Raw genomic sequence first — 26,788 nt, 5'->3', positions numbered from 1 at the left:
ATTTCTGCTTTATGCCGCTACATTCAACTGCTGGTTCAATGCCGCAATTATATCGGCACGGCTAATAATGCCGACCATTTTCTGTTTTTCCACCACTGGAATATAGTTAAATGAACGCTCAACAAAGTAAGGCACCAGGTCCTGAATCGGTTGCTCCGGCTTTACGGTGACCACTTGGCGAACCATAATATCCTTGACCTGACGCTGCCATGTGGTTCTTAAATCGGTTGCGCGCTTAAACCATTCCACCACTTCATATAAAGCCAGCGTACCGACCAGTTGCTGCTGGGCATTGATCACAGGCAGACTCATCAAATTCATATGTTTGAATTTATCCAGTGCAGAATGGATATCATCATTTGCATTCAGGCTAATCACGTCTTTGGTCATGATGTCCTGACACTTGAACTGGCTCACACCCCGGGCATTGGCTTTCTCCTGAGCGGCCAAAATAATTTTTTGCAGGTCATATTCACTAATATCCAGCAGCTCGGTCTGCTGATCCAATGTGGCCTGAATATCTTGCGGTTGAATGGTGACTTTTTGCGTGGGCGTTGGGTCTTTGGAACGCTGGTTGATTTGTGCTACTTGTGGATACTGTTTTCCTAAAAGACGGTTAAAGATAATCGCTACAAACATCAACAGGACCGAATTTAATAAAACCGGATAAAAAATAAAGTAATATCCCAGCTCATGGACCGCTTCGCCACCTAAAACGGCAGTAATCGCCACCGCCCCACTCGGGGGATGTAAGGAATCCGTGGTCATCATCAGAAAAATAGACAATGCCACCGCCACACTAAAGGCTTCAGTCAGGTTTGGAATATAGGCCGCACAAGTCACCCCAATAACTCCTGCAATGATATTGCCAACCACCATATTCCACGGCTGTGCCAAAGGACTGGCAGGCACGGCAAACAGTAATACTGAAGATGCACCCATCGGCGCGATATACCATGCATTGATATCTCCCAACACCCACCAACTTATGAAAGATGAAAGTGTCAGTCCAAGTAATGCACCCAAACCGCATAGCAGGCGATCTTTCAAAGGAAGAATCTTGAAATTGGGTTTTAGGGTATTTAGCCATTCGAGTCGGGAATGAAACACAGCACGCCTTTTATTGTTTTGGGGAAGAAGTTGCAAATTATAGAATGCTAACGATTAAAGATGTATTTATTTTATATCTTATATTTATCAATAAATCTGTGAATCATTTTTAAACAGCTGATTTCTTGTCCTGAAACCTTTGCCACACCTTTGCAAAATCCTTATACTTAGAGCCAATTTTTCTCTAATTTTAATGGATGCTACATGAGTCGCGCCATATCGCATATTGATACATTTCAAGGCTTAATTCTTGCCTTACAAAACTACTGGGCTGAACAAGGTTGTGTAGTGTTACAACCTTACGATATGGAAATGGGTGCAGGGACATTCCACACTGCAACTTTCCTTCGTGCGTTAGGACCAGAAACATGGAACGCGGCTTACGTACAACCTTCACGCCGTCCGAAAGATGGCCGTTATGGTGAAAACCCGAACCGTTTACAACATTATTATCAGTTCCAGGTGGTGCTTAAGCCCAACCCGGACAATATCCAGCAGCTTTATCTCGATTCGTTAAAAGCCATTGGTATTGATACCCTGACCCACGACATCCGTTTTGTGGAAGATAACTGGGAATCACCAACTCTCGGTGCTTGGGGCTTGGGCTGGGAAGTTTGGCTGAACGGTATGGAAGTGACCCAGTTCACTTACTTCCAGCAAGTCGGTGGTGTTGAATGTTACCCGGTGACAGGCGAAATCACTTACGGTCTGGAACGTCTGGCGATGTACCTGCAAGGTGTAGACTCGGTTTACGATCTGGTCTGGACCAAAGGCCAGTTCGGTACGGTAACTTACGGTGATGTATTCCATCAAAATGAAGTGGAACAATCCACTTACAACTTTGAATATGCACCAGTCGACAAAATGTTCGAGCTGTTCGACTTCTACGAAGCTGAAGCAACGCGCTTAATGGAAGCTGAACTGCCATTGCCTGCATATGAACAGGTGATTAAAGCATCACACAGCTTTAATCTGCTGGATGCTCGCGGTGCGATTTCGGTGACTGAACGTCAGCGTTATATTTTACGTGTCCGTACATTGGCGCGTGCCATTGCGCAAAGTTACGTGGCAGCACGTGCGAAACTGGGTTTCCCAATGGCAGAACCACATTTACGTGACGAAGTATTGGCGCAGTTAAAAGCACAAGTTGAAGCAGAAGCAGCTCAAGCAGAAAAAGCAGCGGAGAACAAATAATGTCTAAACATACTGTTTTATTTGAACTTGGCTGTGAAGAACTCCCACCAAAAAGCTTAAAAAAATTACGTGATGCCCTTCAGGCCGAAACCGAAAAAGGCTTAAAAGATGCTGGTCTGGCTTTCGACTCAATTGAAGCTTATGCAGCACCACGCCGCCTGGCATTGAAAATTGTCAATGTAGAAGGCGCACAAGCAGATACACAAAAACGTTTTGACGGCCCTGCTAAACAAGCAGCGTTTGATGCTGAAGGCAAACCAACCAAAGCACTTGAAGGCTTTATGCGTGGTCAAGGCATTACGGTTGATCAAGTATCGACTTTCCAGGCCGGTAAAGTTGAAAAAGTGTGCTATTTAAAAGACGTGAAAGGTCAAAGCCTTGACGTTTTACTGCCACAAATTTTACAAACTGCTTTAGACAACCTACCAATTGCTAAACGCATGCGTTCTGCGGCTAGCCGTACCGAATTCGTACGTCCAGTTAAATGGGTAGTGTTACTTAAAGACAACGACGTGATTGATGCAACTATTCAGGATCACAAAGCAGGCAACGTGACTTATGGTCACCGTTTCCATGCGCCTGAAGCCATTAGCTTAGCCAATGCAGATGAATATCTACCTAAATTAAAAGCAGCGCACGTTGTAGCGTCGTTTGAAGAACGCCAAGCCATCATTGATCAGCAAGTCAAAGCATTGGCTGATGAAGTGAATGCTATTGCCATTGTTCCAGCTGACCTTCGTGATGAAGTGACTGCATTGGTTGAATGGCCTGTTGCGTTACGTGCAAGCTTCGAAGAACGTTTCCTTGCTGTTCCGCAAGAAGCATTAATCACGACGATGCAGGACAACCAGAAGTACTTCTGTTTGGTAAATGCTGACAACAAACTGCAACCTTACTTCATTACTGTGTCAAACATTGAGTCGAAAGATCCGACACAAATTATTGAAGGTAACGAGAAAGTGGTTCGTCCACGTTTGTCAGATGCTGAGTTCTTCTTCCTGCAAGATCAAAAGCAACCGCTGGCATCGCGTAAAGAAAAACTGGCCAACATGGTGTTCCAAGCTGAATTGGGTACACTTTGGGATAAATCGACTCGTATTGCAAAATTGGCTGTAGCGTTAGCGCCGATCACAGGTGCGAACCCTGCTGACGCTGAAAAAGCCGCCCTGCTTGCGAAATGTGACTTAACTTCTGAGCTTGTTGGGGAATTCCCGGAACTTCAAGGGATTGCGGGTACTTACTACGCACGTCTTGAAGGTGAAAATGCTGAAGTTGCTGAATCTTTGGGTGAGCAATACTTGCCTAAATTCGCAGGTGACGTGTTACCGAAAACCAAGACTGGTACAACCATTGCCCTTGCCGACCGTTTGGATACCTTGACCGGTATTTTCGGTATTGGTCAAGCGCCTACAGGTTCTAAAGACCCGTTTGCACTGCGTCGTTCTGCAATTGGTATCTTACGTCTTGTGACTGAAAATGAGCTGGATGTGTCGATTGAAGACCTAATCAAACTTGCTTTAGCTTCATATGGCGATGTATTGAAAGACCATGACAAGACTTTGGCAGATGCTGTTGCATTCCTGGAAGGTCGTTACCGTGCGAAATACGAAGACCAGGGCGTGGCTGTTGATGTGATTCAAGCTGTTCAAGCATTGTCGCCAAAATCTCCACTTGATTTTGACAAACGCGTAACTGCGGTAAATCACTTCCGTGCATTGCCTGAAGCGGCTGCGCTTGCTGCTGCCAACAAGCGTGTTGCCAACATTTTGGCTAAAGAAGCAACACCTGAGGGTGCTGTGGTTGAAGCGAATCTGGTTGAAGATGCTGAGAAAGCATTATTCGCTGAACTTGCGAAAATCACGCCTGTGGTTGAGCCGTTATTTGCTGCCAAGGACTACACTGCTGCATTGTCAGCTTTAGCTGCGCTTCGTGCACCAGTGGATGCATTTTTTGATGGCGTAATGGTGATGGCTGATGATGCTGACCTGAAAGCTAACCGTTTACGTATGCTCGCTCAGCTTCGTGGTTTATTTACTGCGGTTGCGGATATTTCGGTGCTTCAGCACTAAGCTATAATTGGTTGTAAATCATAAAAAACCCCGCTATAAATGAGTGGGGTTTTTTATGATTTTTTAGAATGCAAAATATTGAAGAAATTAGAGAGAGAATTTATTCCTTACTTGGAAAACATCTTATTCGTTTTCAAACAATAGAAATGAGGCTAAAAACCCTCATGAAGATAAATAAAACTATTATTTCTAAGCCCAATAATTCACCTCTGGTTATAGAACCATCTGTTCAAAATCAAACTTTAGGTGGCTTAAGTACAAAAGCCTTAAATTCATTATTTCTCGTGAATCCCCTAGAAGAAGATACAATCATTACTGAACCTAACAATACTCTTCGTCTAGATATGAAAATATCTTTTAATTTATGCGAACATAACCATCAAAGACTAAACAGTCAATTTCAAGAATTTGTTACTGATCGAAATTTTATAGCACATCACTTTCAAGAAAAATATAATTTATCTAATCTCGATGAATCTAAAGAAGCTGTCGATTTTCTATTAAATCTGGAGAAAAAACATAAACCTTTTTTAGATCAATTTGAGCAATATTGTTTGAATGCTCAAAAAAGCTTAGAGACTCAAATTGATTTTTTAAAATCTGATTTGTTCAAAGCACGTTTCATCTTTCCTTCAGATGAGATTTACAAAGAGATTGAAAAATTAATCATTAACAATAAAAAAAATGACGGTTGGATTTCACTTACAACAGTAGGCGTATCAATTAACAAAAAATTTCCTAATGCTAATAAGAAAATCAAAACAGAGTATGGCTTCAAAAATCTTAATGACTTATTACTGAATAGTGGATTGTTTTTACTTAAGATTGAGCCGACCTCAAAAGGTGAAAAAATGTTAATCCAAATAAATTATGATGAAGCTATATTCGAAGTAATTGAAAACTAGTTTTTATAGCCAATTTTCATCCGATTCCCTATACTCAAACTAACAACACTCAACAAGAAAGAATCATATGAAATTTAAAATGCTTATTTTGACTGGTCTTGCGGGTATTGCTGTTACGGCGTGTACAACTGCGCCTAAAATCCCACAACTTGAAACCGGCGTATTACAAGAAGTTCAGAATCTGGAAGTCTATCCAGACACAGTGGATAACAAAGCCAAACTGACTAAATTTATTGATAAATGCGTGATTGAATTTACCGGCAACCTCAAAGCAGGAAAATCCATAGAACACTGGTCATTTAAAGGCAATACCCTAATTTCGGGTGGTGCAACCACCTTTGCCCAAGATGGCTCAAGCACCGCCAATAATTTTGACCTGCATAGCCCAGAAGTACAAAAAAACTTCCTTGCCCTGCGCCATCATTTCCATAAAGATGCCTTAGCCCAATGTAACTAACTCTCCCCATCAGAATCACTGAATCTATTGGGACTTGGTGATTCTTTCTTTTTATACAGTCAAAGCGATAGAGAAACTAAACTTCCAAGTGTATGGCTTAAAGCAGCACGATTCTTATAAAAGAATAAAAATCAAAAACGTATATAATTTAGTTTGTAAATCATTTTCACATATCGAGGCAGATTGTTATTCGGTGTTGCAAAAACGTGTGAATTTAATCTCTGATTCCGAACTCCCGCATTAAACTGGTTATGATGGTGCTCTTATAACTCGGTAAACACTCGAGTTTTATCATGTAAGGATAAATCGGGCTATGAAAACAATCAGAATAATAGTGATGAGCACAGCACTTTTAGCTTGTACTTCCCTTTTTGCTAACCCGGACACCAAAGCAACTTCAGAGCTAAAAGTTAAACACAGTGATCAAAATACTGCTGACATCGTTCATAGCAGTAAAGAAGAGATGAGTAAAACTCGAACTGCAAAGCCAGACTCCCCAGAAAACATCCAGAACTTTGCCGCTAAAAATGCTATCCCAAGTAAAAATAGCAACCATTCACATCCCAGCAATATGGATATTAACGGTCAAACCCATGCGGAACTGAATCCATATTCTGAAAAAGCAGCTTCAGCCGATCCCACTCAGGAAATTGAAAAATAAGGTATCTTTTTAAATGACTGTATAAAAAGCTCATTTTCACGGGCTTTTTTTCTTGGATAAAACAATCGGAAGATTGAGCTTAAATGTAATGAATCTGTATTAATTTCGCCACATTCCACATTTTCCCCATCATTCACTCTTAGAATAAAATCCAATAGAAAATTGAATTAGATTGCAGCCATTACTCGAACAGGAATTATCCTTACAATGAAAATGATGAAAACGGTATTGATTACAAGTGCCATTTTGGCATCCACCTCTGTTTTGGCTCAAACCAGTACTACAGCTCCAGCACACAGCCACCCTGCACCTTATGGGGATAACCCCAATATCTTTAAAGTGCTCGGTCATAAGGCCCAGCAGAAGGTTCAGAACACGGCGGAAAAGGTGGATACAGCGGCGCAAAAAGGTGTGGCCAAAGTCAAACCCAAAGTCGAAAATGCCTGGGAAGAAACCAAGGACTTTGCCACTGAAAAATCAGCCATTGCCAAAGAAAAGTCACAACACGCAGCAGCCACGGTCAATCAAAAAATAACTGAAACTAAGGATCATATTATCGGCAGTCCAAATGATCAGCCTGCACCGATTATTTCGCATCCGCTGAGTGAGTCTTCAACCAGTAATTAATTTGCACCTACATATGACTGGCTGCTCAAGTACAAGCTGTATAGGTAAAACCAACGCCGATTTATAAATCAAGTTGATTATAAGCAATCAGCCTCTGTGTGAGAGACTGATTGAAAAGATAAATTAATTGACCTGTCGAATCGGCTGTCCTGCTTTAAAGGCCAGTACGTTCTGCTGCATCTGCTGCACAATCCGTTGCCGTGCATCGACACTGCCCCATGCACTATGCGGAGTAATGATCAGGTTGGGAATATCATCGGCTAACAGCACATTACCTTGTTTAGGCGGCTCAACCGTGAGCACATCGGTGGCAGCCCCGGCAATTTTGCCCTGACGCAAGGCATCAGCCAACGCAGCTTCATTGACGATTCCACCGCGTGCGCAGTTAATTAAAAATGCGCTTGGTTTCATGGCATCGAAAGCTTGGGCATCAATTAAATCACGGGTATCGTCAGTTAAGGGACAATGCAGACTCAGGAAATCCACTTGCGGCAACAGTTCTGCAAAAGGTACGCGGCTCGCATCAGTTGGACGGTTCGGCAATGATCCGACCAAAACCATCATGCCAAAAGCTTCAGCCAGCTTTGCCACAGCCTGTCCCAATTCACCATAACCGACAATACCCAGCGTTTTGCCAGACAACTCGATAATCGGGAAATCCAGCAGACAGAACTGTGAAGCCTTATTCCACTCGCCTTGCTTTACGGCACGGTCGTATTTGAGTAATGAAGTTGCTAAAGCCAGCATCAAGCTTAAAGTATGCTGTGCCACTGCCGCGGTGCCATAACCCTGACAGTTGCATACCACAATGCCTTGTTTACGTGCCTGAACCAGATCAATATTATTGGTGCCCGTTGCCGAAATTAAAATCAGTTTTAACTGTGGACATTGTTGCAAGGTAGCAGCATCGACCACGACTTTATTACTGATAATGACCTCTGCCTCTTGTACACGTTCGAGCAGCTGTGCCTGGGTCGTCGTTGGAAAAAGTTTCAGCTCATCAAATACAGCTTCAAGCTGACTTAAATCCAGATCATTTTTATCCAGCGATTCATAATCTAAAAATACGGCTTTCATGCTGCTTCCCTTGGCTGAGTTTGATGAATATCTAAAAATTATTGCCCAGACATTAAAAGCCAGTTTTACATTCTTTTTCAACCAAATTTAGAGATGAAAAATACAAAACCCACTATTTAGTGGGTTTGTTGATATGCAGCTGAATCGACTTGTAGATTTCATAAAATACATAAATTGCCAGGGCAAACACCACAAGCATTCCCCCGCCCATAATGATATAAGTCGGATCTAGACTGTCTGCGAAAGCATAGCAAGGTATGAATATAGAGATGAGGGTTAAAAGTACAGCCGGTATAAAATCACGTTTCATCCTGAAGCACCCGTTATTTATTGTTTAATTTTGAGTCATAAGAACTTGCCTTACCGTTCTATCTTAGACCGATTTAAAGATAAAGAAAGTGATCAAAATTAAAACAAATTGGGGTGCATGCTAAACCCTGAATCTATAGGCTATAGCGCAGATAACGGGTCAGGCTGGGTCACAAATTGCGCAGTTTCAGGAGCATCTTCCACAAACTCATGACTACCATATTCGTTATTGCTCAAGTTTAAATGCTTATAACTAAGCAGATAAAAATCACTATATTTTTTAATGACCAAGGGATGCATCCCAGCGGCTAAAGCTTCCTGTTCCCTGAACAGTTTCATCACTTGCCGGTCATTCATGGCCACGATAAAACGTTCGTCATTCATTGAAATGTGTACCAATCCACTGCCCTTGGCAAAGATCGGCATCAGAAATTTATGATTCAGGGCGATGGCACTGGCCGCATAGCTTTCAATCTTCTGGCTAATCACATTAAATACCAGACCATGACCAAAACAGTCCAGTAACTGACTGCGATTTTCCTGCGGCAAATTGACCTGTATGCCTAATTTCAGTAAATCTTGCTGACTGACCTGTTTATTGCGCAGCAATTCCCTGAGTAAATTATTCTTTAACTTGGCATCAAAAAACTGGCTGTCCAGCTGCAAATCATTATTCACCAAAATCGAACCCAAGGCATTGCGGTGTCGGGGCAACAGGTTTTCAATGACTTTACGATAGTAAAACTTGCTGTTCTTTTTCACCTGACGGATTTTGCGATAAAAATAGCTAGCATCAAACTCATGCAATAAAAAGTCATGCAGCAGTTCTGAATTGGCCAGTACCGCAATGGCATCGTGTCCGGTAAAAGGCAGGTTCAGGGTCTGAATTTTTGGCAGCACCTGTTCAAGTTTTAAATAATGCGCACGGTCTTCTGGACAGTAAGGGTCATAGACCACAATATATTCACGTTCCGCTGCAACATCCTGAGGCTGAATGCGCATATAGGCATTCTGTTCAGGATGAAAGAACATGTTATAGCGCGGGTCTTCGACTTCTTCAGGATTGATGGAATACTGCGGCACCAGCGCCACTACGCGCTTTAAATCCAGAAGATTGGAATACTTGATAACCGCATACCCGCCCATGGAACCACCATAGCCAATCCGGGTTTTAAACGGTGCAATCAGTTCCTGAATTTGGGCAAACATCTCGCGCATCGAACTTTCAGGAAACCAGGATTTCTGCTTCGGCATAATGCCAATCACGTTAAAGTTATACTTATGCAGTGATTTTTCCGCATTAATCGACAGTCCTTTGGCGCGGGTAATTAAATCGCCAAAAGAAAAAATCAGTTCATCCGATGAGCCTTTCAGAAAGATTGCACGAATTTGTTCGTCTTCAAAAATAATGTGTTTATCCATTTCCACACCGAAGCAAATCGGCCCTTTATCAGAATCAATGCTACAAATAGACACCTTGCCTATTTACGAAAAGCGAATATGTTATTTTATAGATGCCATGAAGATTAAAAAGCGCAAAATATGACACAATCACTTCATCCTGCTGCTCAAAAAGGCTTCAGTTCTGCCGCTGAACTTTATCAACAAGTTCGTCCGAGTTATCCACAAGACATCGTCAATTGGCTACGTGATCAGCTCCAACTGGGTGAACAGTCGCAGGTGGTTGATCTGGGTGCAGGTACTGGCAAATTCTTACCTTACTTAAAACAGCTGACCTCACACATCATTGCCATTGAGCCAATTCAGGCCATGCTGACACAATTGCAACTCGCCTATCCCGACATTAAAACGCTACAGGCGTCGAGTGAATCTCTGCCTTTAACCGCCCATAGTATAGATGCTGTGGTCTGTGCACAATCCTTTCACTGGTTTGCCAATCTTGAATCGTTAACACAAATTCATCGAGTGCTCAAACCGGCCGGACATCTGGCACTGATCTGGAATCAGCGCGATGTTGAGGTCGACTGGGTCAAAGCACTGGCAGACCGTATTGAGCCATTGGAAGGCAATACGCCACGTTATCATAGCGGTCAATGGAAAAAGGTCTTTGAACAGCAAGCCTTGTTTCAATTACAAAATACCGAAACGTTTCAGCAGCAACATGTCGGCACTGTGGAACAGGTGGTGTCTAAACGCCTGCTCTCTACCAGTTTTATTGCCGCCATGTCAGCACATGAACAGCAGCAGTTAAAAGCTGAATTTGAACAGATCGTTTTAGAGTATACAGGCAAGCATCCTCAAGATGAAATCGCATTCCCCTATGTGACCTATGCCTATGACTTTAAAACACTCGATCAGAAATAAAGGAACCATCATGATGCAACGTCAATTCAAACATTTTGCTCTTCCTGTTTTACTGTGCTCAAGTGTACTGATGACGGCCTGTAATGACCGTGACGGTACTCCATCTCCAAATGATAAAGTTCAATCTGAAGATAAAGTGATGCAGGAGCTGATTACTGAACCGGTGAAAGCCTTTGAAAAAACCCCGGATGATCCGCATGATATCGCCATGCTGACTGACTTTGACACGCGTTTTACCCAAATGAGCGATGAAATGGAAGATGAACTGGTGAAAATGCAGGAGAACGGTTCGCTAACAGAGGAATTTGCCTACAACCGTAAACGTGACAATATCCAGTCTGCCCTGAACATGCTCAAACAACTGAATTTAAAAACGCAACAGGGACGCTATATTCAGGGGCTGATGGCGGAATACTGGCAAGCTCAAGCCAAGCTTTATGATGAGCACAAAGATAAAAAAGCAGAACCCATTAAAAATTCAGCAGATCAAGCCAAAGGCCTGGGTGAATTTTTACATGCTCAGGAACAGCTGGAACACTGGCAATCACAATATCCAGACATGAACCAAGCCGAAACAAAAAAAGCTGAAGTAGCCAAATCTGGGACAACTGAATCTGGCTATTAAAATTTTGTGTGTAAAAAAGGGATACTGTAATCCCTTGATCTTTTAATCACTAGTTTCAGTATGACTAAGGTCGTTCTTCATATTGTGGCAGACCATCACAGATGGTATCCCACTCGGCCTTGGAGGCCACAAAAATATGTTGCGTCGGCTTTTGCTGCAACGGTGTATCCAGCGTGCCTATTCTCAGGCGATACAGATCGGGCGTATCAGTTTTAATGCTGATAATCGGCGAGCCACAATCGCTACAGAAACAGCGCTGTGTGGTTTCGGTGGACTGAAATTTTTTCAGTAAATGTTCACCTTGCACAATGTGAAAATCGGCTTTTTGAATTGGAGCGTTGGTGGCAAAGGCCGTCCCATTGGCCTTACGGCAACGTTGGCAATGACATTGCACGATGTCGCCAATTTCGCCCCGAATTTCATAGCGCAAACCGCCACACAAACAACTTCCTGTATATCGCTTTTGTTCTGACATAACTGCTGCATTTTTTATAAGGATTGAATCTGCAACTTAGCAGGTTTTAAATCACAGTTCAAAACTGGCCGCATGATGCACTGTTATTTTTGTGCAGCCAGATAGGCATGCACACCCTCGCCTGCAGCACGACCTGTCGCAAAACAGGCAGTCAGCAAATAGCCTCCAGTCGGTGCATCCCAATCCAGCATTTCGCCGCAACAAAACACATGCGGATTGGACTTCAATTGCAACTGTTCCGATAGAACATCGCGTTTTACGCCACCCGCACAGCTGATCGCTTCTTCGATCGGACGGAATCCCACTAAAACAACAGGCAAATGCTTGATCTGCTGGGCTAAAGCCAGCGGATCGTTCCATACGTCTTTTTTAACCAGTTCACGTACCAGATTGGCTTTGGCTGCATCCAGTCCTGCCTTACGCCAGACATTGCTCAACGACTGCTTTTTACTTGGCTGTAATTTTGTCGCCAATTGCTCAATACCTTGATCGGGAAGCAAATCCAGATACAGTTGCATGACCTGACCATTTTTCACTTGCTGACGCAGTGCACGCCCTTGCTTATAGATCAACCCGCTTTCCAGACCATAATGGGTAATCACAATATCGCCCATACTTTTAGTTTGACCCTCTACCCAGGCTTCTACACGTTTTAAAGGCTGGCCAAAGACCGGCTGCATAAACTTGGACCAGATACGTTCTACCCCGGCATTACTGGCCTGAAAGGCTTCAATATCGCCCTGAGACAGCCATTGCTGCCATGCGCCGTCACTACCCAGTTGCGACCAGGATACCGCGCCACAAGCCATAATGATGGCATCAAAAACCTGCTGGCTGTCTTGCTGGGTGGTTAAATCCCGGATACACAATTGCTGACCGTTTAAATTCAAGACCTGATGGCGATAGTGAAATATCACACCCTGTTCAGCAAGACGTTTCAACCAGACACGCAGTAAAGGGGCCGCCTTCATTTCTACCGGGAACACCCGTCCTGATGAGCCGATATAGGATTCAATCCCCAAACCCTTCATCCATTGCTGAATCCAGTTCGCATCCCATTTTTTTACCCAAGAGGCGAGCCATTCTGCCTGATCGTAGCGCTGGATAAATTGCTCGATTGGCTCAGCATGGGAAATATTCAGCCCGGTTTTACCCGCCATCAAAAACTTGCGTGCGGCAGACGGCTTTTGTTCATAGACATGAATTTGATAACCATATTGGCTTAACAGTTCCGCGGCCATTAAACCGGCGGGGCCCGCTCCAATAATTGCAACACGCTTTTTCATAACCAACTCATTCAGCGTTTTTAATATCAGCTTCTGCTGCTCCCGCTTGAACCGAATTTTGCCCTTGTAAAGGCATAAACTCATCAAAACGTGTCGGGTAGCTTTCAGGTTTGCTGATGATCAGTTGCTGGCACAACTCACCACGCTGCAGATACTTAATTTCAAAATGGGTACGCGCCGATGTAGCTGGAATCACTTCTTTGACAAAAGGCAATTTCCAGACTTCAATCAACTGCTGCTGTGCTTCTGCAATATATTCAGGAATATTACTGGCCAATGTGACGGTACCACCCGGCTGTAAGCGTGACAGCAGAAACTCAAAAAATGGCATGTTTAACCAGCGTTGCGCCGGATTATGCGGTTCGGGATTCGGATAGAGAATAAAAAACTGCTGTACTTGAGCAGGCAATAAGGCATGCACAATCCACGGCATGGCATCGGCATGAATCGCCTGTAAATTCTTTTGTCCTTCCAGAGCATGCTGTTTTTGCATGGCCAGGTATTTTTCACGTGTGCGCTCAATGGCGATCAATTTTTTTTCAGGATTTTGAGCTGAAAACAGTAAGGCATGTTTACCTTTACCGGCACCAATTTCCACACAAACGGGATCTGGGCGAATCATTTGAAAATCACGAGGCGCATGCATACGCTGTGCTTGAAATTGACGAATTGGCATAATCAGATCAAACTAACAAAAATCCGCTCAAGTCTAGCAAGAGCGACTGTATTTGCCTAATTGAATCCTTATTTTTCTTCGGAGAATAACATGCCGCGTACTTTTCCGTGTCCCCGCTGTGGCAAACCATCCACTTGGGAAGGCAATGAATTTCGTCCTTTTTGTTCAGAACGTTGCAAAATGATTGATCTGGGAGCCTGGGCCAGTGATGAATATAAACTGCCGACTCAGGATGCACCGCAAGCAGATAACAGTGGCGAACAAGATGAATTTTAATCGTCTTGCGTGATCCGCAGGAAAACTCGTCTAAAGGTGGATAAAATGGATTGATCCACCTTAGTCAAATGGATTGGAAAGCATATTTTTATATTCTAAAACCAAAAGAATAATACAAAAAATCAGAAGGATACCAATCGCCGTGATCAGCAAATCTTGACTATAAATCCCCAAACCCAAACATGCCAACATGAGAATAGTAAATATAAACAGGGCTATTTTTATCAATAGTCGCTTCACAATTCATCCCTCAAAATAATAAGCTATAAATTACGTGATACAAGTCAGCCTTTTATAGAGAAATGTTCATGTGCCTATAAATTTGTTTCTTATTTTCTTCATTACGTAATTCAAATTTACCCACAAAAACGACTTAAAAACAGTTTTTTACAACTGTTAAATTTCTCTCATTTACCGATAAAAAGAATAACCCGTACTCACTTTTTAAACTATAATCCTTCTACAAGAATAGCAATAAAATTTTTCTTAATTGAACACTTAAAACTAAACTTAAAAACAGTACAGTTGGGCTATAACAGCCTCATAACGATAAAAACGAACACCAATAAATTTTAAAAGCTATAAAAAGGAGAGCCCCATGGGTCTTTGGTGCTTAAAAATTCTATTTTTTCTGTTTGTCAGCTTCAGTATTGTGGGGCTGATTTTCGGCTTGTATATCCACGATGGCATTATTATTGCGATTGGCATTTTATTCATGCTTGCAGCCATTATTATTGCCTTGGAATTAAAACAGCTGCGCAGTGGACCCTTTCATCGAGATTAATGAAATGAATTCATCAATCTCTTACAGGAAAAATTAACCTGCTTTACCTGCTACAAAAGGATTATGCTGTTTTTCAAAACCAATGGTACTTAAGGGACCATGACCGGAAATAAATTGGGTTTCATCCGGCAAACTAAAACATTCACGTTGAATCGAATCAAGCAGCTGCTGGTGGTTGCCACGCGGGAAATCGGTACGTCCAATGGACCCTTTAAACAATACGTCTCCTGTCCATAGCAGGCCATAGTTTTTGTTATAGAACATCACATGACCCGGCGTATGACCTGGAGCAAAACGAACTTCAAACTCTTCCTCTCCCAGCATTAACACTTCTCCGCCTTCAAGCCATTGAGTCACATCTACCTTTTCAGGAACAGGAAAACCATAACGTTGCGATACTTCCTGAATCATGTCGAGCCAAAAGACATCTTCCTTGTGCGGACCAATCACCGGTACATTCCAAGCCTTGCTTAAAGCCCCGACTGCACCAGCATGATCCAGATGCCCATGCGTCAACCATAAGGCCTTTACCTTTAGCCCCAAAGCTTCCACCTCGGCTTTTAATTTTTCCGCTTCACCACCAGCATCAATCAAAATGGCTTCTTTGCTTTCTGCATCCCAAACAATTGAACAGTTTTGCTGAAATGCGGTGACCGGCACAATTTTGACTTGCAGCATAAGAATGAAACCTCGGAAAAATTAGTGAGCGAATGTATGCTTTAATCCATCAAGATTAGCCTGAAGCAGTGTGCTGAGCAAGGCGATATGATCTGGACGACAATTTAATGCCGGAATATAAGCATATTCTCCACCACCTGCCGACTGGAACATTTCAGCATTTTGCAGCGCTAATTCTTCCAGGGTTTCCAGACAATCTGCGGAGAAAGCAGGACTCATCACCTGAACCGATTTCACCCCTTGCTTGCCCCATTCTTCCAGCAAGGCATCAGTATAGGGTTTTACCCACTCCTGTTTTCCAAAACGCGACTGGAAACTGATGGCCCATTGCTCCTCGGATAAGCCTAATGCATCTGCCAATAATTGTGCCGTGATACGGCAACGATCGGCATAAGGATCGCCTTTATCTGCATAAGGCTGAGGGATGCCGTGGAATGACATCAATAGTTTTTCTGGCTGGCCATGTACGGCCTGATAGTCCCAGACACTGTGTGCCAGTGCCTGAATAAATGCGGGATGCTGATAATAATCACGAATGATGGACAGACCTGGCAAATTGCGCTGCGTCAAAATCCATTTTGCGAGGGCATCATATAAAGGTGCTGTTGAGGTGGCCGAATACTGCGGAAATAAAGGCAATAAAATAATGTGATCTGGAATATCCTGTGACAAGCGATTCAAGGCAGAATCAATGCCTGGATTGCCATAGGTCATGGCTGGAATGACATTGAGTTCAAATTCAGGATATTGCTCTGTTAATGTTTTTTTTACATCAATGACTTGGTCCAACAAAATTTCACGCATGGGAGAATCGTTCTGCCACACCATTTCATAGGCATGGGCCACACGCTTGGGACGAAAAGGTAAAATAAACAGCCGTAAAATGATTTGCCAAATTGGCTTGGGGATTTCAATGACACGCTGGTCGGACAGAAACTGCTTCAAAAAACGACGAACTGCAGGGACCGTGGGTTGATCCGGCGTACCCAAATTGGCCAAAATAATCGTGACTTTTGTTTTAGCTGCAGAAGACATCAGACCTTTTTCCAATAGAAATGAACTGCTTTACTTTAACAGCTTTCTGCACTTTCTTTATATGGATTAAAATGCAGATTTAAATTGAAAAACACGATCATTATCAAGCAAATTACTTTCAAGTAGCTTTTGTCCCTTGAGGGTCAGCTGCCAGAGCATCCGTTGATGGTCATCACGGCCTGACGGGACAATCCAGTCATTTTGACGCATTTGCAGTTTAATACTGTGTAAGGCACGAATATTAATTTGTGCACGGGCAACGGCATGGGCACGTGGCATTTCCACCCGGGCATCAGCCAGCCCAGTATCATTCAAGTAATCATTGATACATTTGGAAAAATATTCTTCTGGTGTTGGATTGACAAACATGCTGCCCAAAATAGACAGGAGCTGAGCCCAAGTGAGCTTCTTCTGAATTTTCAGTTCCTTAAAATTACCATCTTGATAGGCATGCATACGATATTCAAAAGAAAATACTTCTTGCATGGACACTTTAGGCAAGGACAGGAACGGGTCGACTTCCCGTTTTCCGACTTCGGTTTCAAGCTGCTCAATTTTAGCTTTCAGTTGATCAATTTCATCATGTAAAGCCTGGGTGTTTTGCGGTCTAACCCATCCCGATACCGGATAACGCTCCAGCATTTGTGGCATGTTCAAACGCACGGCCATTTCCAGATCACGCAGGCTACGGTAAGTAAAAACCTGATCCACTTCTTGCTGTAATAATTTGCGGAATTCTAAAAATTTTTCGCGCAATTCAGGTTTTTGGTCATGCAAAGACTCATCACGTGAGGCAGGATCTTCATGCATAAACACAATAATCGGTTTCTGTTTGGTGACTGCATAAATATATTCCAGATGCATATAACCTACACCTGACACAGACTGTTCACCATATTGACTGCCCAGCAGCAGGATCACATAGTCACAATCATCAATCTGACGCCGTGCAAACGCGGTGCTTAAAGGTGTCCGTTGTTCTAAGCCCCAGGAAAAGAACCCCATGCCTACTAAAGTTTGAGCTAAAACAATTCGTTCCGGCTGCATTTCACTGCCAGAAGTGGTAATAAAAACCTGATAACGCTTATCGAGCATTGGTTATCCTCTTCCAATTGCTTATTATATCCTGACAAACTCATCTCTGAGCAATCACAATATAATTCAACACCCCAATATAAATATTTTTCTAATATATTTCAGAACACTAGCTGTATTTCTTTACTTATTCAACACCCATATTGCTCAAATTCCACGTTAAATCTTCTGGAATGAGGAACTGCAACACGGTTTTTAAATGTTCTGCATTATTGCCACTCACATAGCACTCAATAGCTAAGCCATTATTTCGATCTTGCTCAAATAACAATTGATTTTTAATCAAAATACGGGCGGTTTGTCGCGCAACTGCCAGCCCAGAGTCAATTAATGTCAGTTTCTGACCAAATATAGACTGAATTGCAGGTTTTAGGAAGGGATAATGTGTACACCCCAAAACTAAATAGTCGGCCCCCTGATCGACCACCGGTTGCAAAATTTCTTTTAAGGTGGTTAAACATGCCTGGCTCATCTGTGCACCACTTTCCACAAAGGGCACCAAATCCAGACAAGTGACAGGAATAACCTTCACATTAGCAGGAATTGCGAAACGCTGGATGACGTCTTTAATCAGCTGACCACGAAAGGTTGCAGGCGTGGCAAGCACCGCCACGGTTTTGGATTTAGTTTGCAAAACGGCCGGTTTCAGTGCTGGTACCAGACCGATAATTGGAAAATTTTCTCCATAATGATCACGTAAATAATCCAGACTGAATGCAGAAGCAGTATTGCAGGCTACCACCGCGACTTTACATCCTTTCCGATACAGCCATTCAATTGCATGCGCCGTAAGCTCACGAATTTCCTGATCTTTTCGCGGCCCATACGGCACATGTGCAGTATCGGCATAATAAACAATACGTTCTTTGGGTAAATGTCTGGCAATTTCTTGTGCTACAGACAAGCCACCTATTCCAGAATCAAAAATCCCGATGGGTGCATCAGCTTGTGCCTTGGGCATTGGATCGATTAAAGGATAAACAGGATGAATGGCTGTCATGGTTTCACTTTCAGCAGTTCAAGAAATCGGAAAATCAAAGCTTAAACCTCAGGTGCCTAATTGCAAGTAAAAATCGCCACTTTGTAAGCTTAAAATGGTTTCATTTTTGTCATTTTCAAGCAGCTCTCCCATTTCAATTAAATGAAAAAAAGCAGAGCGTTGAATTAAGGCGTTAATCCCGAAACGCACGTGTACATAAGGACGTAATTCACTTTCATATTCACGCATAAAAACTGCATGCTCCTGATCGACAATCACTATATCCTGGGTGGTCGTGGTGAATTGAATATAGGTCTTTCCATCAATCTCGATCTGGTCGACCTGATTGACAAATAAAGGCTCATCTTCCACCTCAATCTCAACCTGCTCAACCGGGGTTTTTAAGTAGACTTTGCCCTGTTCTTTCCAGAGCACGGTTGAGAACAAGTCAATCAGGGCTTGTCGTTTGATCAATTGACCTTCGTGCCACCATTCTCCATTGGCTTTTACCTTTAAATCCATTGCCCCACAATGCTTTGGGTTGAATTGATCCAGAGGTGGGATTGACCTTTTGTGACCGGCCTGTGCATCTTTTAAGTATTGTGCAATGCCTTTTAAATTTTTATCATCGCCAATAGCTACTTTTTTCGTCGAATTTGGTGAATTATTTTGATTAATCATGACTAAAGACCCTGCTGACGGAAAAATAATATGATTCAGCCAATTGGCTAGATCAAGGTTTAAAACTATACTAGCCCACAATATAAAAGGCACGATACTAAAATTGTGTCTGGGCATACAGAACACTCATGGCAGCACCGGAATAATGACGGTCGCCACCTTCTAATGATATGAGGAATCCTACATGGAACACATCGAACGTGAATCGATGGAGTTTGACGTCGTCATCGTAGGTGCAGGACCGGCCGGTCTTTCTGCAGCGATCAAGATCCGTCAACTTGCAATTGAAAACAACCTGAACGATCTGTCGGTTTGTGTGGTGGAAAAAGGCTCTGAAGTCGGTGCGCACATCTTGTCCGGTGCGATACTGGAACCACGTGCCATGAATGAGCTGTTCCCGAACTGGAAGGAAGAAGGTGCACCTTTAAATGTTCCAGTGACCGAAGACAAGACCTATTTCCTGCTCTCGGATGAAAAATCACAAGAAGCGCCACACTGGATGGTGCCTAAAACCATGCATAACGATGGCAACTATGTTATCTCGCTCGGCAACGTGGTGCGCTGGTTGGGTCAAAAAGCGGAAGAGCTGGAAGTATCGATCTTCCCGGGTTTTGCCGCTGCTGAAATTCTGTACCATGCAGATGGTTCGGTGAAAGGCATTCAAACCGGTGACATGGGCATTGGCAAGGATGGCGAACCGACACATAACTTTACTCCGGGCTATGAACTGCATGCCAAATACACCCTGTTTGCTGAAGGCTGTCGTGGCCACCTCGGCAAGCGTTTAATTGCCAAATACAACCTCGATAAAGATTCAGATCCACAACATTATGGTATCGGGATCAAAGAGCTGTGGGAAATCGACCCTGCGAAACACAAGCCAGGTCTGGTGATGCACGGTGCAGGCTGGCCATTGTCTGAAACAGGCTCTTCAGGCGGCTGGTGGTTGTATCATGCGGAAAACAATCAGGTGACTTTAGGCATGATTGTCGATCTATCCTATACCAACCCGCATATGTATCCTTTTATGGAAATGCAGCGCTGGAAAACCCATCCGCTGATCAAGCAGTATCTGGAAGGTGGCAAACGTATTTCTTATGGCGCGCGTGCCGTGACCAAAGGCGGCTTTAACTCGCTACCGAAATTTACCTTCCCGGGCGGATCGCTGATTGGTGACGATGCCGGCTTCCTGAACTTTGCCAAAATCAAGGGCTCACATACCGCGATGAAATCCGGCATGCTCTGCGGTGAAGCAGTGTTTGAAGCAATTGCTGCCGGTGTAGCAAAAGGTGGTGATCTGGCGGTTGCGCGTGTGACTGAAGGTGAAGACTTATTTGCCAAAGAACTCACGGCTTATACCGACAAGTTCAACAACAGCTGGCTAAAAGAAGAGCTGTATAACTCGCGTAACTTTGGCCCCGCGATGCACAAGTTTGGCCAGTGGATCGGTGGTGCGTTTAACTTTATCGACCAGAACGTATTTAAAGTACCGTTTACCCTGCACGACCTGGTAACAGACTTCAGTGCCTTGAAAACCGTGGATGCGGTGAACTTTAAGCCGAACTATCCAAAACCGGATGGCAAGTTGACCTTTGACCGTTTGTCTTCGGTGTTTGTATCCAACACTGTGCATGAAGAAAACCAGCCTGCTCACCTAAAACTGACCGATGCTTCAATTCCAGTGAATGTGAACCTGCCAAAATGGGATGAACCGGCGCAGCGCTACTGCCCTGCGGGTGTATACGAAATCATGGAAAATGATGACGGTTCTAAACGCTTCCAGATCAATGCAGCCAACTGTGTACACTGCAAGACCTGCGACATCAAGGATCCTTCACAGAACATCACTTGGGTAACACCAGAAGGTGGCGGTGGTCCTAATTACCCGAATATGTAATCCTCATATAAGATAAAAATAAACCCGCTAAAAAGCGGGTTTATTTTTGAGAGATTAAAACAACTTAAAATTTAAGTCGTAAGTGATGAATCAATCTTTCAATCACACATCTCTAATCACGTGTTTTAAATAAAAAATCATTAACCCTTCTGTACCAGATAATGAAACTCTTTATTGCCATTTTCATCTAAACGTTCTTCTTGTAATAACAGCTCATGTCCCAAATGCATACAGAATTTTGGAATATCCCAAGAAGTTGAATTATCCGTTGCGAATACTTCCACCACATCGCCAGACTTGGATTTACGAATGGCCTGATGCAGCATCATCACCGGTTCCGGGCAACGTAGTCCACGGGTATTTAATTGAATGCTTGGCGTAACAGAGGGTTCAGACATCAGAAAACTCAGGTTTAAAAGCTGCGGTTATTTTAGCATAAACATACAGGTCCGGTGATATACAGGAAAATGAAGGAGATAGCCTGGTTTTCTGACTCAATTGCCTGTGATTTAGATGAAGATTAGCGATAGACAACTGTATTTTCTACGGTATGATTAAAATTACATTTTTTAGATATTAAGCGTCTTTAGGAAAGATCATGCACGAGGAATCAGGCCCGTCGTGGGGCATGCGCGGCTTACGCAAATGGCTGGGTACAGCACCCGAAACTCGCGACGAACTGTTAAAATTAGTACAAGATTCACGTCGTTTTTTAGAACCCGATACTGTTGCCATGCTTGAAGGCGTACTTGACCTTCCGGCAACCAAAATTCGCGAGGTCATGACCCCACGAACCGCCATGATCAGCTTGCAAGAAGATGATCAGCTGCTCGATATTCTGCATGTTCTGGTGGAATCTGCACATTCACGTTTTCCTGTTTTTTCATCTGATCAACCGGATAATGTGGTCGGCATTTTATTGGCCAAAGACCTGCTGCCTTTTTTGACCGAACCCACCTCTAAAGTAGATATCCGCGCACTCATGCGCCAACCGCTGTTTGTACCGGAAAGTGCGCGTTCCGATCAGGTTATGCGGATGTTGAAAAACACCCAGACCCATATTGCAGTAGTGATTGATGAATATGGCACCACTTCAGGTCTGGTCACTTTAGAAGATATTCTGGAAGAAATTGTCGGTGAAATTGAAGATGAACACGACAAGGTCGATGAAGAAGCCCAGTACATTATTCCCGATAACGATCCACACACGGCGAATACCTGGCTGGTTCAGGCACTTACACCAATTGAACACTTTAACAATGTTTTAGATGCTGATTTTTCCGATGATGAAGTAGAAACTGTCGGCGGTTTATTGCTTCAAGAAATGGGTCTAGTCAGCGATTTACAAGGTCAAGTGATTGAACTTGAGAATTGGGAATTTACCATTTTAGAAGCAGATGCACGTACTATTCATCTGATTCGAGCTGTCCGTAAATGAGAACTTACTTTGATAAGCTGTTAAATTCATCTCAACAACACAAGCAGCTCCCTTTTATTTATCCCTTTTTCATTTCGCTTTTTTCAGGTGCCTTATTCAGTTTTGCACTGGCACCTTATTATTACTGGTGGCTGGCCATATTGTCTCCAGCTTTGCTCTATGCTTCACTGCGTAAACGCTCTGCTCCACAGGCTTTTTTTATTGGCTGGGCTTATGGCTTTGGCTTGTGGTTTGTCGGTGCCTTCTGGCTGTATACCTCAATCCATGTCTATGGCGATACCAGTGCTTTCCTAAGCGTACTGATGATTGTCTTTATGGCCTTGGTGATGGGACTATTTACCGCGCTGCAAACCTGGATCTATCGCCGCTTTTTCCCGGAAACACCCCTGACTTTTGCACCGCTGTGGATATTCTTCGAATGGGCTAAAACCTGGGTATTTACCGGTTTCCCATGGCTATTTGTCGGTTATGCCTTTACCGAACGTTTCCTAGATAACTATGCACCCTTATTCGGTATTTTCGGTGTATCGTTTGTGGTGATTATACTGGCCTGTGCGCTGGTGGAAATCATCAATAAACGTGTGTTTTGGATCATCCCCTCTGCCATCTTACTGCTGGGTGCCTGGGGTGCTTCTTATCTTCAATTTGTTGAAAAAAAAGGTGAGAAACCGCTTTCCGTTTCCCTGATTCAGGGCAATATTCCGCAAGACCTGAAATGGCTGACCGAATACCAGGTCAAAACCTTGATGATCTACGCCAGTTTAAGCCGGACTGAATGGGGACGGGATCTGATCGTCTGGCCGGAATCTTCCATTCCAATGTTCCAGACTGATATTGAACCCTTTCTGGATGCCATGAAAGTTCAGGCCAATAAAACCGGAACAGCGTGGGTGACGGGTATCCCCTACTGGGATTTAAAAGAATCACAAGTTGAACAACACCCCATGTACTACAACAGCATTATGGCAAGTGGTGATGAGTCGCATGGTCTGTATAAAAAACAGCGTCTGGTTCCATTTGGCGAATATGTACCTTTATCGGGCTGGCTCAGCTGGGTACTGCCTGCATTACAGAATGACCCGTCTATGAGCGGTTTTTCTCGCGGAGCACGCGACCAGAAACCGTTAAATGTGAAAAATCATGCGCTGGGTGCGGCCATTTGCTATGAAGTCGCTTATCCTAACCTGACCCGTCGTAATGCCAGTCAAAGCGATTATTTGGTTACGGTGTCCAATGATGCCTGGTTTACCGGAACGGCGGGACCTTGGCAGCATTTGCAGATGGTACAGATGCGGGCCAAGGAAAATGGACGCTGGTTTATTCGTGCTACCAATACCGGGGTGACGGCATTTATTGATCATCACGGACATATTGTCAAACAGGCACCGACCGATCAAACTGCGATTCTTCGTGGTGAACTACCTGCCATGCAGGGCGAAACCTTGTATATGCGCTTAAGTGATTGGCCAGTATTGATTGTGTCATTATTGCTATTACTACTGGGTTGGCGCTTCCGTCCACGTAAGGTGGATGTGTCGTTTAAATCACGGCGCTAGCTTTAAGTGTTCCCTCTCCTTCTAGGAGAGGGCTAGGGAGAGGTTAATTATTTATGATTAATCACCCTCATCCTCTTGCGGAATATATTCCTCATCCCAGAGGGAGAAGAAATAAAAAGGCACTAAAAACCGAGGTCAATACCTCGGTTTTTTATTACCTTTAATTTATAGCTGAGTCACCAAATAAGACATCATGGCTGCTAAAAATAGCATCGGCATATAACGATAAACTTTCACCACACCCTGTTCTAAAGTTGAAGACTGTTGTTGTTTTAAGTTGAGTACAGTGGCTTTTAATGCAGACCAAAAACACAATACAAATAATGTGCTAAATACACTGATGGCAAAAAAGCCAACCATGATCTGGCTACTGCCTTCGGTTGCATTCCATAAACTTAGAATGCCCTGGCTAATGGGAAGCAAGCTCAAAATCAAAAGAACAGACTTGAGCATTGCCCAGTGAAATTGGTTAATTTCATCCGATACTATTAATGCTTTCATTCCATTCTCCTTGGCTAAAAAATACCATTAAGGATATTATGCTCAGTTTTAATTAAATAAAAAGACTATATTTATTCATATTTTACAATTCTTGTAATCAATAAATATGGGAATAATTCTTATTATAACTCTCAAATAATGATTATTATATATTCTGTTTAAATTCAATATTTTAATATATATTTTATAATTAAGATTTATTATCACTTCAGCTTCTATTGAATATTCAGATGAAGTGAAGTGATATATTCGATAAATTAAAATAAATAGTGATTTCTAATTAAGGCTGATAATAAATATCGGCATCCGTATCTTCACCACCCTCTTTGCCATCAGCACCAAAAGAATATAAATCAAATGGGCGGCCTTCAGCGCCTGGAATCACATATTGAATATCATTGTCCCAGCTGTCTTTCGGATAACCACCTTTAACATATCCGCCCGGCATCCAGTTTTTAGCCGAAGCAGGCTGATTCACCAGTGCATCTAAACCACCATCTTGCATAGACGGATATTTACCATTATCCAGTTTATATTGATCTAAAGCACCAGCAACGCCTTTTAAGGTAATGGAAGTGGTATCAACCTTGGCCTTTTCACCACGCCCCATCACATTAGGAACAATCAGTGCAGCCAATACACCTAAAATTACAATCACCACCATCACTTCAATGAGGGTAAAGCCAGACTGCTTCACTTGATATCGTTTCCCTTGCATCTCACTCTCTCGCACAATCATTATCTTTATAAAATGTAAAATCAGTTAAATCATATTGTTCATATTCACAATTGGCATCATCACAGCAATCACGATTACCAGCACGATACTTGCCATCAAGACCAGCATTAAAGGCTCAAGTAATGCCAGTAAAGTGGAAATCAGTGTAGTCACTTCCCGATCCTGCATGGTCGAGGCGCGCTGCAGCATACGATCAAGCTCGCCGGATGCTTCACCACTTTTGATCATTTGTACCATCATCGCTGGAAAATAACCACTGCGTTCCAATTGTGTCGCCAGGTTACCACCTTCAGTGACACGCTCGGCTGCCTGGTTAACAGAGTCACGGATCACCCAGTTATTACTTACCGCGGCGCCAATTTTAAGTGCATCAACCAAAGGTACACCAGACTGGGTCAAAATCGATAAGGTGCTGGCAAAACGTGCTGCATTTATACCACGCGATAATTTACCAAATAATGGCAATTTGAGCGTTAAACGATCAAAGGCATAATGCCCGGCAGACGTTCTTAAAAAACGTGCCAAAGTGATGAAACCCAGTACACTGGCGATCAGTAAAAACGGCCAGGCCACACGGATGAAATCACTGGCTTTCATCAGCACAACCGTAATCCACGGCAAGGCATCTTTACTTTGATCAAAAGTCTTGACGATGTCGGGAACCACATAGGTCATCAGCCCCATCACAATGGCAAAAGACATCAGCATGAGAATAATCGGATAAATCATCGCGCCCTGCACTTTCTTTTGCATGGCAAAGCGGTTTTCGGTGTAATCGGCCAATTGATCCAGAATTAAATCCAGATGTCCCGAGCGTTCACCCGCTGCAATGGTGGCAATATATAAATCCGGTAAGCGTCCGGCCTGCTGCAAGGCATTGGCCAGTGAATAACCTTCCATTACTTTGGAATGCACTGACATCAACAGGTTTTGCACATGAGCCTTTTCATTTTGCTTGCCTACCGCCCGCAGCGCTTCTTCCAAAGGAATTCCAGCTGCCACCAGAACTGAAAGTTGACGGGTAAACAGGGCTAAATCATAAGCCGTGATTTTTTTCTGAAACCAGCGTTTTGAGTTATGCTTGTCTTTTTGCTCAACAGGATCAACCGTCACAGGAATAAGCGCTTTGTCTCTGAGCTGTTGACGGATTTGACGTGCCGAATCACCCTCTAACACGCCTTTTTGCTGCTTCCCTGAAGCATCAATGGCAGTAAATTGATATGCAGGCATTGTGATGCTCTAATTTTCTAAAATTTGCTTCAGCGCGGTTGCGTCTGACCACCAAAATCATTCATATTCTTAGCTATAAATGATTTGCTCACTCTAACATAAC

Annotated in this window: 28 protein-coding genes; 13 read left to right on the top strand and 15 right to left on the bottom strand. The window is 43.2% G+C overall.

What is annotated here, in order from left to right; translation table 11 throughout:
* Window positions 1–9 precede the first annotated feature (9 nt).
* Window positions 10–1,110, bottom strand: coding sequence for an HPP family protein (locus B9T38_RS02410; RefSeq protein ID WP_086195270.1), 1,101 nt, complete (start codon window positions 1,108–1,110; stop codon window positions 10–12).
* A gap of 204 nt (window positions 1,111–1,314) precedes the next feature.
* Here B9T38_RS02410 and glyQ point away from each other — a divergent pair, with 204 nt between their 5' ends.
* From glyQ to B9T38_RS02380, 6 genes are all read left to right on the top strand, one after another.
* A complete protein-coding gene (gene glyQ / locus B9T38_RS02405; protein ID WP_086195269.1) occupies window positions 1,315–2,304 on the top strand; it encodes a glycine--tRNA ligase subunit alpha in 990 nt (329 codons plus the stop codon).
* Window positions 2,304–4,373 carry a glycine--tRNA ligase subunit beta gene (gene glyS / locus B9T38_RS02400; protein WP_086195268.1) on the top strand — a complete coding sequence of 690 codons (2,070 nt, stop codon included), beginning with the start codon at window positions 2,304–2,306 and terminating at the stop codon, window positions 4,371–4,373. The genes glyQ and glyS overlap by 1 nt, the downstream gene beginning before the upstream one ends.
* 68 nt (window positions 4,374–4,441) lie before the next feature.
* Window positions 4,442–5,278 (top strand): OST-HTH/LOTUS domain-containing protein, encoded by an 837-nt coding sequence (locus B9T38_RS02395; RefSeq protein WP_086195267.1) that lies wholly within the window; start codon window positions 4,442–4,444, stop codon window positions 5,276–5,278.
* Between the two features lie 67 nt (window positions 5,279–5,345).
* Window positions 5,346–5,735, top strand: coding sequence for a hypothetical protein (locus tag B9T38_RS02390; protein ID WP_086195266.1), 390 nt, complete (start codon window positions 5,346–5,348; stop codon window positions 5,733–5,735).
* A 313-nt stretch (window positions 5,736–6,048) separates the two neighbouring features.
* On the top strand, window positions 6,049–6,396 hold the full coding sequence (locus tag B9T38_RS02385; RefSeq protein ID WP_143222648.1) for a hypothetical protein: 348 nt from the start codon (window positions 6,049–6,051) through the stop codon (window positions 6,394–6,396).
* A 207-nt stretch (window positions 6,397–6,603) separates the two neighbouring features.
* Window positions 6,604–7,023: a hypothetical protein gene (locus tag B9T38_RS02380; RefSeq protein ID WP_086195264.1), complete on the top strand. Its 420-nt coding sequence runs from the start codon at window positions 6,604–6,606 to the stop codon at window positions 7,021–7,023.
* Window positions 7,024–7,146: 123 nt separating this feature from the next.
* Here the strand turns inward: B9T38_RS02380 and B9T38_RS02375 are convergent, their stop codons facing one another.
* Both B9T38_RS02375 and B9T38_RS02370 read right to left on the bottom strand, forming a co-directional pair.
* Window positions 7,147–8,100 (bottom strand): 2-hydroxyacid dehydrogenase, encoded by a 954-nt coding sequence (locus tag B9T38_RS02375; protein ID WP_086195263.1) that lies wholly within the window; start codon window positions 8,098–8,100, stop codon window positions 7,147–7,149.
* Window positions 8,101–8,550: 450 nt separating this feature from the next.
* Complete coding sequence (locus tag B9T38_RS02370; RefSeq protein ID WP_086195422.1) at window positions 8,551–9,831, bottom strand: hypothetical protein; 1,281 nt, start codon at window positions 9,829–9,831, stop codon at window positions 8,551–8,553.
* A 120-nt stretch (window positions 9,832–9,951) separates the two neighbouring features.
* Here B9T38_RS02370 and B9T38_RS02365 point away from each other — a divergent pair, with 120 nt between their 5' ends.
* Complete coding sequence (locus tag B9T38_RS02365) at window positions 9,952–10,734, top strand: class I SAM-dependent methyltransferase (RefSeq protein ID WP_086195262.1); 783 nt, start codon at window positions 9,952–9,954, stop codon at window positions 10,732–10,734.
* Window positions 10,735–10,744: 10 nt separating this feature from the next.
* The gene (locus tag B9T38_RS02360; RefSeq protein WP_086195261.1) at window positions 10,745–11,359 is read left to right on the top strand and encodes a hypothetical protein; all 615 of its coding nucleotides are present in this window, start codon (window positions 10,745–10,747) and stop codon (window positions 11,357–11,359) included.
* Between the two features lie 64 nt (window positions 11,360–11,423).
* Here B9T38_RS02360 and B9T38_RS02355 read toward each other — a convergent pair whose 3' ends face one another.
* The 3 genes from B9T38_RS02355 to B9T38_RS02345 form a co-directional block, all read right to left on the bottom strand.
* Window positions 11,424–11,834, bottom strand: coding sequence for a GFA family protein (locus B9T38_RS02355; RefSeq protein ID WP_086195260.1), 411 nt, complete (start codon window positions 11,832–11,834; stop codon window positions 11,424–11,426).
* A gap of 83 nt (window positions 11,835–11,917) precedes the next feature.
* A complete protein-coding gene (locus tag B9T38_RS02350; protein ID WP_086195259.1) occupies window positions 11,918–13,120 on the bottom strand; it encodes a TIGR03862 family flavoprotein in 1,203 nt (400 codons plus the stop codon).
* 7 nt (window positions 13,121–13,127) lie between these two features.
* Window positions 13,128–13,802, bottom strand: a complete 675-nt coding sequence (locus B9T38_RS02345) for a class I SAM-dependent methyltransferase (protein WP_171263157.1) — start codon at window positions 13,800–13,802, stop codon at window positions 13,128–13,130.
* 84 nt (window positions 13,803–13,886) lie between these two features.
* On the opposite strand from B9T38_RS02345, the gene B9T38_RS02340 reads away from it, so the two are divergent.
* Both B9T38_RS02340 and B9T38_RS02335 read left to right on the top strand, forming a co-directional pair.
* A complete protein-coding gene (locus tag B9T38_RS02340) occupies window positions 13,887–14,072 on the top strand; it encodes a DNA gyrase inhibitor YacG (protein ID WP_086195257.1) in 186 nt (61 codons plus the stop codon).
* Between the two features lie 598 nt (window positions 14,073–14,670).
* Window positions 14,671–14,856 (top strand): hypothetical protein, encoded by a 186-nt coding sequence (locus B9T38_RS02335; protein ID WP_086195256.1) that lies wholly within the window; start codon window positions 14,671–14,673, stop codon window positions 14,854–14,856.
* A 33-nt stretch (window positions 14,857–14,889) separates the two neighbouring features.
* On the opposite strand, the gene B9T38_RS02330 is transcribed toward B9T38_RS02335, so the two are convergent.
* From B9T38_RS02330 to B9T38_RS02310, 5 genes are all read right to left on the bottom strand, one after another.
* Window positions 14,890–15,534, bottom strand: coding sequence for an MBL fold metallo-hydrolase (locus B9T38_RS02330; protein ID WP_086195255.1), 645 nt, complete (start codon window positions 15,532–15,534; stop codon window positions 14,890–14,892).
* 21 nt (window positions 15,535–15,555) lie between these two features.
* Complete coding sequence (gene hemH / locus B9T38_RS02325; protein WP_086195254.1) at window positions 15,556–16,569, bottom strand: ferrochelatase; 1,014 nt, start codon at window positions 16,567–16,569, stop codon at window positions 15,556–15,558.
* Between the two features lie 66 nt (window positions 16,570–16,635).
* Window positions 16,636–17,664, bottom strand: coding sequence for a DUF4062 domain-containing protein (locus B9T38_RS02320; protein ID WP_086195253.1), 1,029 nt, complete (start codon window positions 17,662–17,664; stop codon window positions 16,636–16,638).
* Window positions 17,665–17,791: 127 nt separating this feature from the next.
* On the bottom strand, window positions 17,792–18,664 hold the full coding sequence (gene murI / locus B9T38_RS02315) for a glutamate racemase (RefSeq protein ID WP_086195252.1): 873 nt from the start codon (window positions 18,662–18,664) through the stop codon (window positions 17,792–17,794).
* Window positions 18,665–18,712: 48 nt separating this feature from the next.
* Window positions 18,713–19,324, bottom strand: coding sequence for a DUF1285 domain-containing protein (locus B9T38_RS02310; protein WP_086195251.1), 612 nt, complete (start codon window positions 19,322–19,324; stop codon window positions 18,713–18,715).
* Window positions 19,325–19,508: 184 nt separating this feature from the next.
* On the opposite strand from B9T38_RS02310, the gene B9T38_RS02305 reads away from it, so the two are divergent.
* Window positions 19,509–21,221 carry an electron transfer flavoprotein-ubiquinone oxidoreductase gene (locus B9T38_RS02305; RefSeq protein ID WP_086195250.1) on the top strand — a complete coding sequence of 571 codons (1,713 nt, stop codon included), beginning with the start codon at window positions 19,509–19,511 and terminating at the stop codon, window positions 21,219–21,221.
* Window positions 21,222–21,361: 140 nt separating this feature from the next.
* Here the strand turns inward: B9T38_RS02305 and tusA are convergent, their stop codons facing one another.
* On the bottom strand, window positions 21,362–21,619 hold the full coding sequence (gene tusA / locus B9T38_RS02300; protein ID WP_086195249.1) for a sulfurtransferase TusA: 258 nt from the start codon (window positions 21,617–21,619) through the stop codon (window positions 21,362–21,364).
* 200 nt (window positions 21,620–21,819) lie between these two features.
* Between tusA and B9T38_RS02295 the strand changes: the two genes are divergently transcribed.
* The gene (locus tag B9T38_RS02295; RefSeq protein WP_086195248.1) at window positions 21,820–22,659 is read left to right on the top strand and encodes a CorC family transporter; all 840 of its coding nucleotides are present in this window, start codon (window positions 21,820–21,822) and stop codon (window positions 22,657–22,659) included.
* Window positions 22,656–24,215 carry an apolipoprotein N-acyltransferase gene (lnt, locus tag B9T38_RS02290; protein ID WP_086195247.1) on the top strand — a complete coding sequence of 520 codons (1,560 nt, stop codon included), beginning with the start codon at window positions 22,656–22,658 and terminating at the stop codon, window positions 24,213–24,215. Before B9T38_RS02295 ends, lnt begins: the two co-directional genes overlap by 4 nt.
* 165 nt (window positions 24,216–24,380) lie before the next feature.
* Here lnt and B9T38_RS02285 read toward each other — a convergent pair whose 3' ends face one another.
* The 3 genes from B9T38_RS02285 to gspF form a co-directional block, all read right to left on the bottom strand.
* The gene (locus B9T38_RS02285; protein ID WP_086195246.1) at window positions 24,381–24,716 is read right to left on the bottom strand and encodes a hypothetical protein; all 336 of its coding nucleotides are present in this window, start codon (window positions 24,714–24,716) and stop codon (window positions 24,381–24,383) included.
* 280 nt (window positions 24,717–24,996) lie between these two features.
* Entirely contained in the window at window positions 24,997–25,434 is a 438-nt protein-coding gene (gene gspG / locus B9T38_RS02280) for a type II secretion system major pseudopilin GspG (RefSeq protein ID WP_086195245.1), read from the bottom strand.
* 45 nt (window positions 25,435–25,479) lie between these two features.
* Complete coding sequence (gene gspF / locus B9T38_RS02275) at window positions 25,480–26,685, bottom strand: type II secretion system inner membrane protein GspF (protein ID WP_086195244.1); 1,206 nt, start codon at window positions 26,683–26,685, stop codon at window positions 25,480–25,482.
* Between the last annotated feature and the right edge of the window lie 103 nt (window positions 26,686–26,788).

Source organism: Acinetobacter sp. ANC 4218, from assembly GCF_002135245.1.
Taxonomy (GTDB): domain Bacteria; phylum Pseudomonadota; class Gammaproteobacteria; order Pseudomonadales; family Moraxellaceae; genus Acinetobacter.
This window is presented reverse-complemented; position numbering and strand designations above follow the sequence as displayed.

Bases quoted from the DNA above. Each gene is read 5' to 3' on its own strand.
- glyQ (WP_086195269.1), top strand. From the start codon at position 1,315: ATGAGTCGCGCCATATCGCATATTGATACATTTCAAGGCTTAATTCTT.
- glyS (WP_086195268.1), top strand. From the start codon at position 2,304: ATGTCTAAACATACTGTTTTATTTGAACTTGGCTGTGAAGAACTCCCA.
- B9T38_RS02395 (WP_086195267.1), top strand. From the start codon at position 4,442: ATGCAAAATATTGAAGAAATTAGAGAGAGAATTTATTCCTTACTTGGA.
- B9T38_RS02390 (WP_086195266.1), top strand. From the start codon at position 5,346: ATGAAATTTAAAATGCTTATTTTGACTGGTCTTGCGGGTATTGCTGTT.
- B9T38_RS02385 (WP_143222648.1), top strand. From the start codon at position 6,049: ATGAAAACAATCAGAATAATAGTGATGAGCACAGCACTTTTAGCTTGT.
- B9T38_RS02380 (WP_086195264.1), top strand. From the start codon at position 6,604: ATGAAAATGATGAAAACGGTATTGATTACAAGTGCCATTTTGGCATCC.
- B9T38_RS02375 (WP_086195263.1), bottom strand. From the start codon at position 8,100: ATGAAAGCCGTATTTTTAGATTATGAATCGCTGGATAAAAATGATCTG.
- B9T38_RS02370 (WP_086195422.1), bottom strand. From the start codon at position 9,831: ATGGATAAACACATTATTTTTGAAGACGAACAAATTCGTGCAATCTTT.
- B9T38_RS02365 (WP_086195262.1), top strand. From the start codon at position 9,952: ATGACACAATCACTTCATCCTGCTGCTCAAAAAGGCTTCAGTTCTGCC.
- B9T38_RS02360 (WP_086195261.1), top strand. From the start codon at position 10,745: ATGATGCAACGTCAATTCAAACATTTTGCTCTTCCTGTTTTACTGTGC.
- B9T38_RS02355 (WP_086195260.1), bottom strand. From the start codon at position 11,834: ATGTCAGAACAAAAGCGATATACAGGAAGTTGTTTGTGTGGCGGTTTG.
- B9T38_RS02350 (WP_086195259.1), bottom strand. From the start codon at position 13,120: ATGAAAAAGCGTGTTGCAATTATTGGAGCGGGCCCCGCCGGTTTAATG.
- B9T38_RS02340 (WP_086195257.1), top strand. From the start codon at position 13,887: ATGCCGCGTACTTTTCCGTGTCCCCGCTGTGGCAAACCATCCACTTGG.
- B9T38_RS02335 (WP_086195256.1), top strand. From the start codon at position 14,671: ATGGGTCTTTGGTGCTTAAAAATTCTATTTTTTCTGTTTGTCAGCTTC.
- B9T38_RS02330 (WP_086195255.1), bottom strand. From the start codon at position 15,534: ATGCTGCAAGTCAAAATTGTGCCGGTCACCGCATTTCAGCAAAACTGT.
- hemH (WP_086195254.1), bottom strand. From the start codon at position 16,569: ATGTCTTCTGCAGCTAAAACAAAAGTCACGATTATTTTGGCCAATTTG.
- B9T38_RS02320 (WP_086195253.1), bottom strand. From the start codon at position 17,664: ATGCTCGATAAGCGTTATCAGGTTTTTATTACCACTTCTGGCAGTGAA.
- murI (WP_086195252.1), bottom strand. From the start codon at position 18,664: ATGACAGCCATTCATCCTGTTTATCCTTTAATCGATCCAATGCCCAAG.
- B9T38_RS02310 (WP_086195251.1), bottom strand. From the start codon at position 19,324: ATGATTAATCAAAATAATTCACCAAATTCGACGAAAAAAGTAGCTATT.
- B9T38_RS02305 (WP_086195250.1), top strand. From the start codon at position 19,509: ATGGAACACATCGAACGTGAATCGATGGAGTTTGACGTCGTCATCGTA.
- tusA (WP_086195249.1), bottom strand. From the start codon at position 21,619: ATGTCTGAACCCTCTGTTACGCCAAGCATTCAATTAAATACCCGTGGA.
- B9T38_RS02295 (WP_086195248.1), top strand. From the start codon at position 21,820: ATGCACGAGGAATCAGGCCCGTCGTGGGGCATGCGCGGCTTACGCAAA.
- lnt (WP_086195247.1), top strand. From the start codon at position 22,656: ATGAGAACTTACTTTGATAAGCTGTTAAATTCATCTCAACAACACAAG.
- B9T38_RS02285 (WP_086195246.1), bottom strand. From the start codon at position 24,716: ATGAAAGCATTAATAGTATCGGATGAAATTAACCAATTTCACTGGGCA.
- gspG (WP_086195245.1), bottom strand. From the start codon at position 25,434: ATGCAAGGGAAACGATATCAAGTGAAGCAGTCTGGCTTTACCCTCATT.
- gspF (WP_086195244.1), bottom strand. From the start codon at position 26,685: ATGCCTGCATATCAATTTACTGCCATTGATGCTTCAGGGAAGCAGCAA.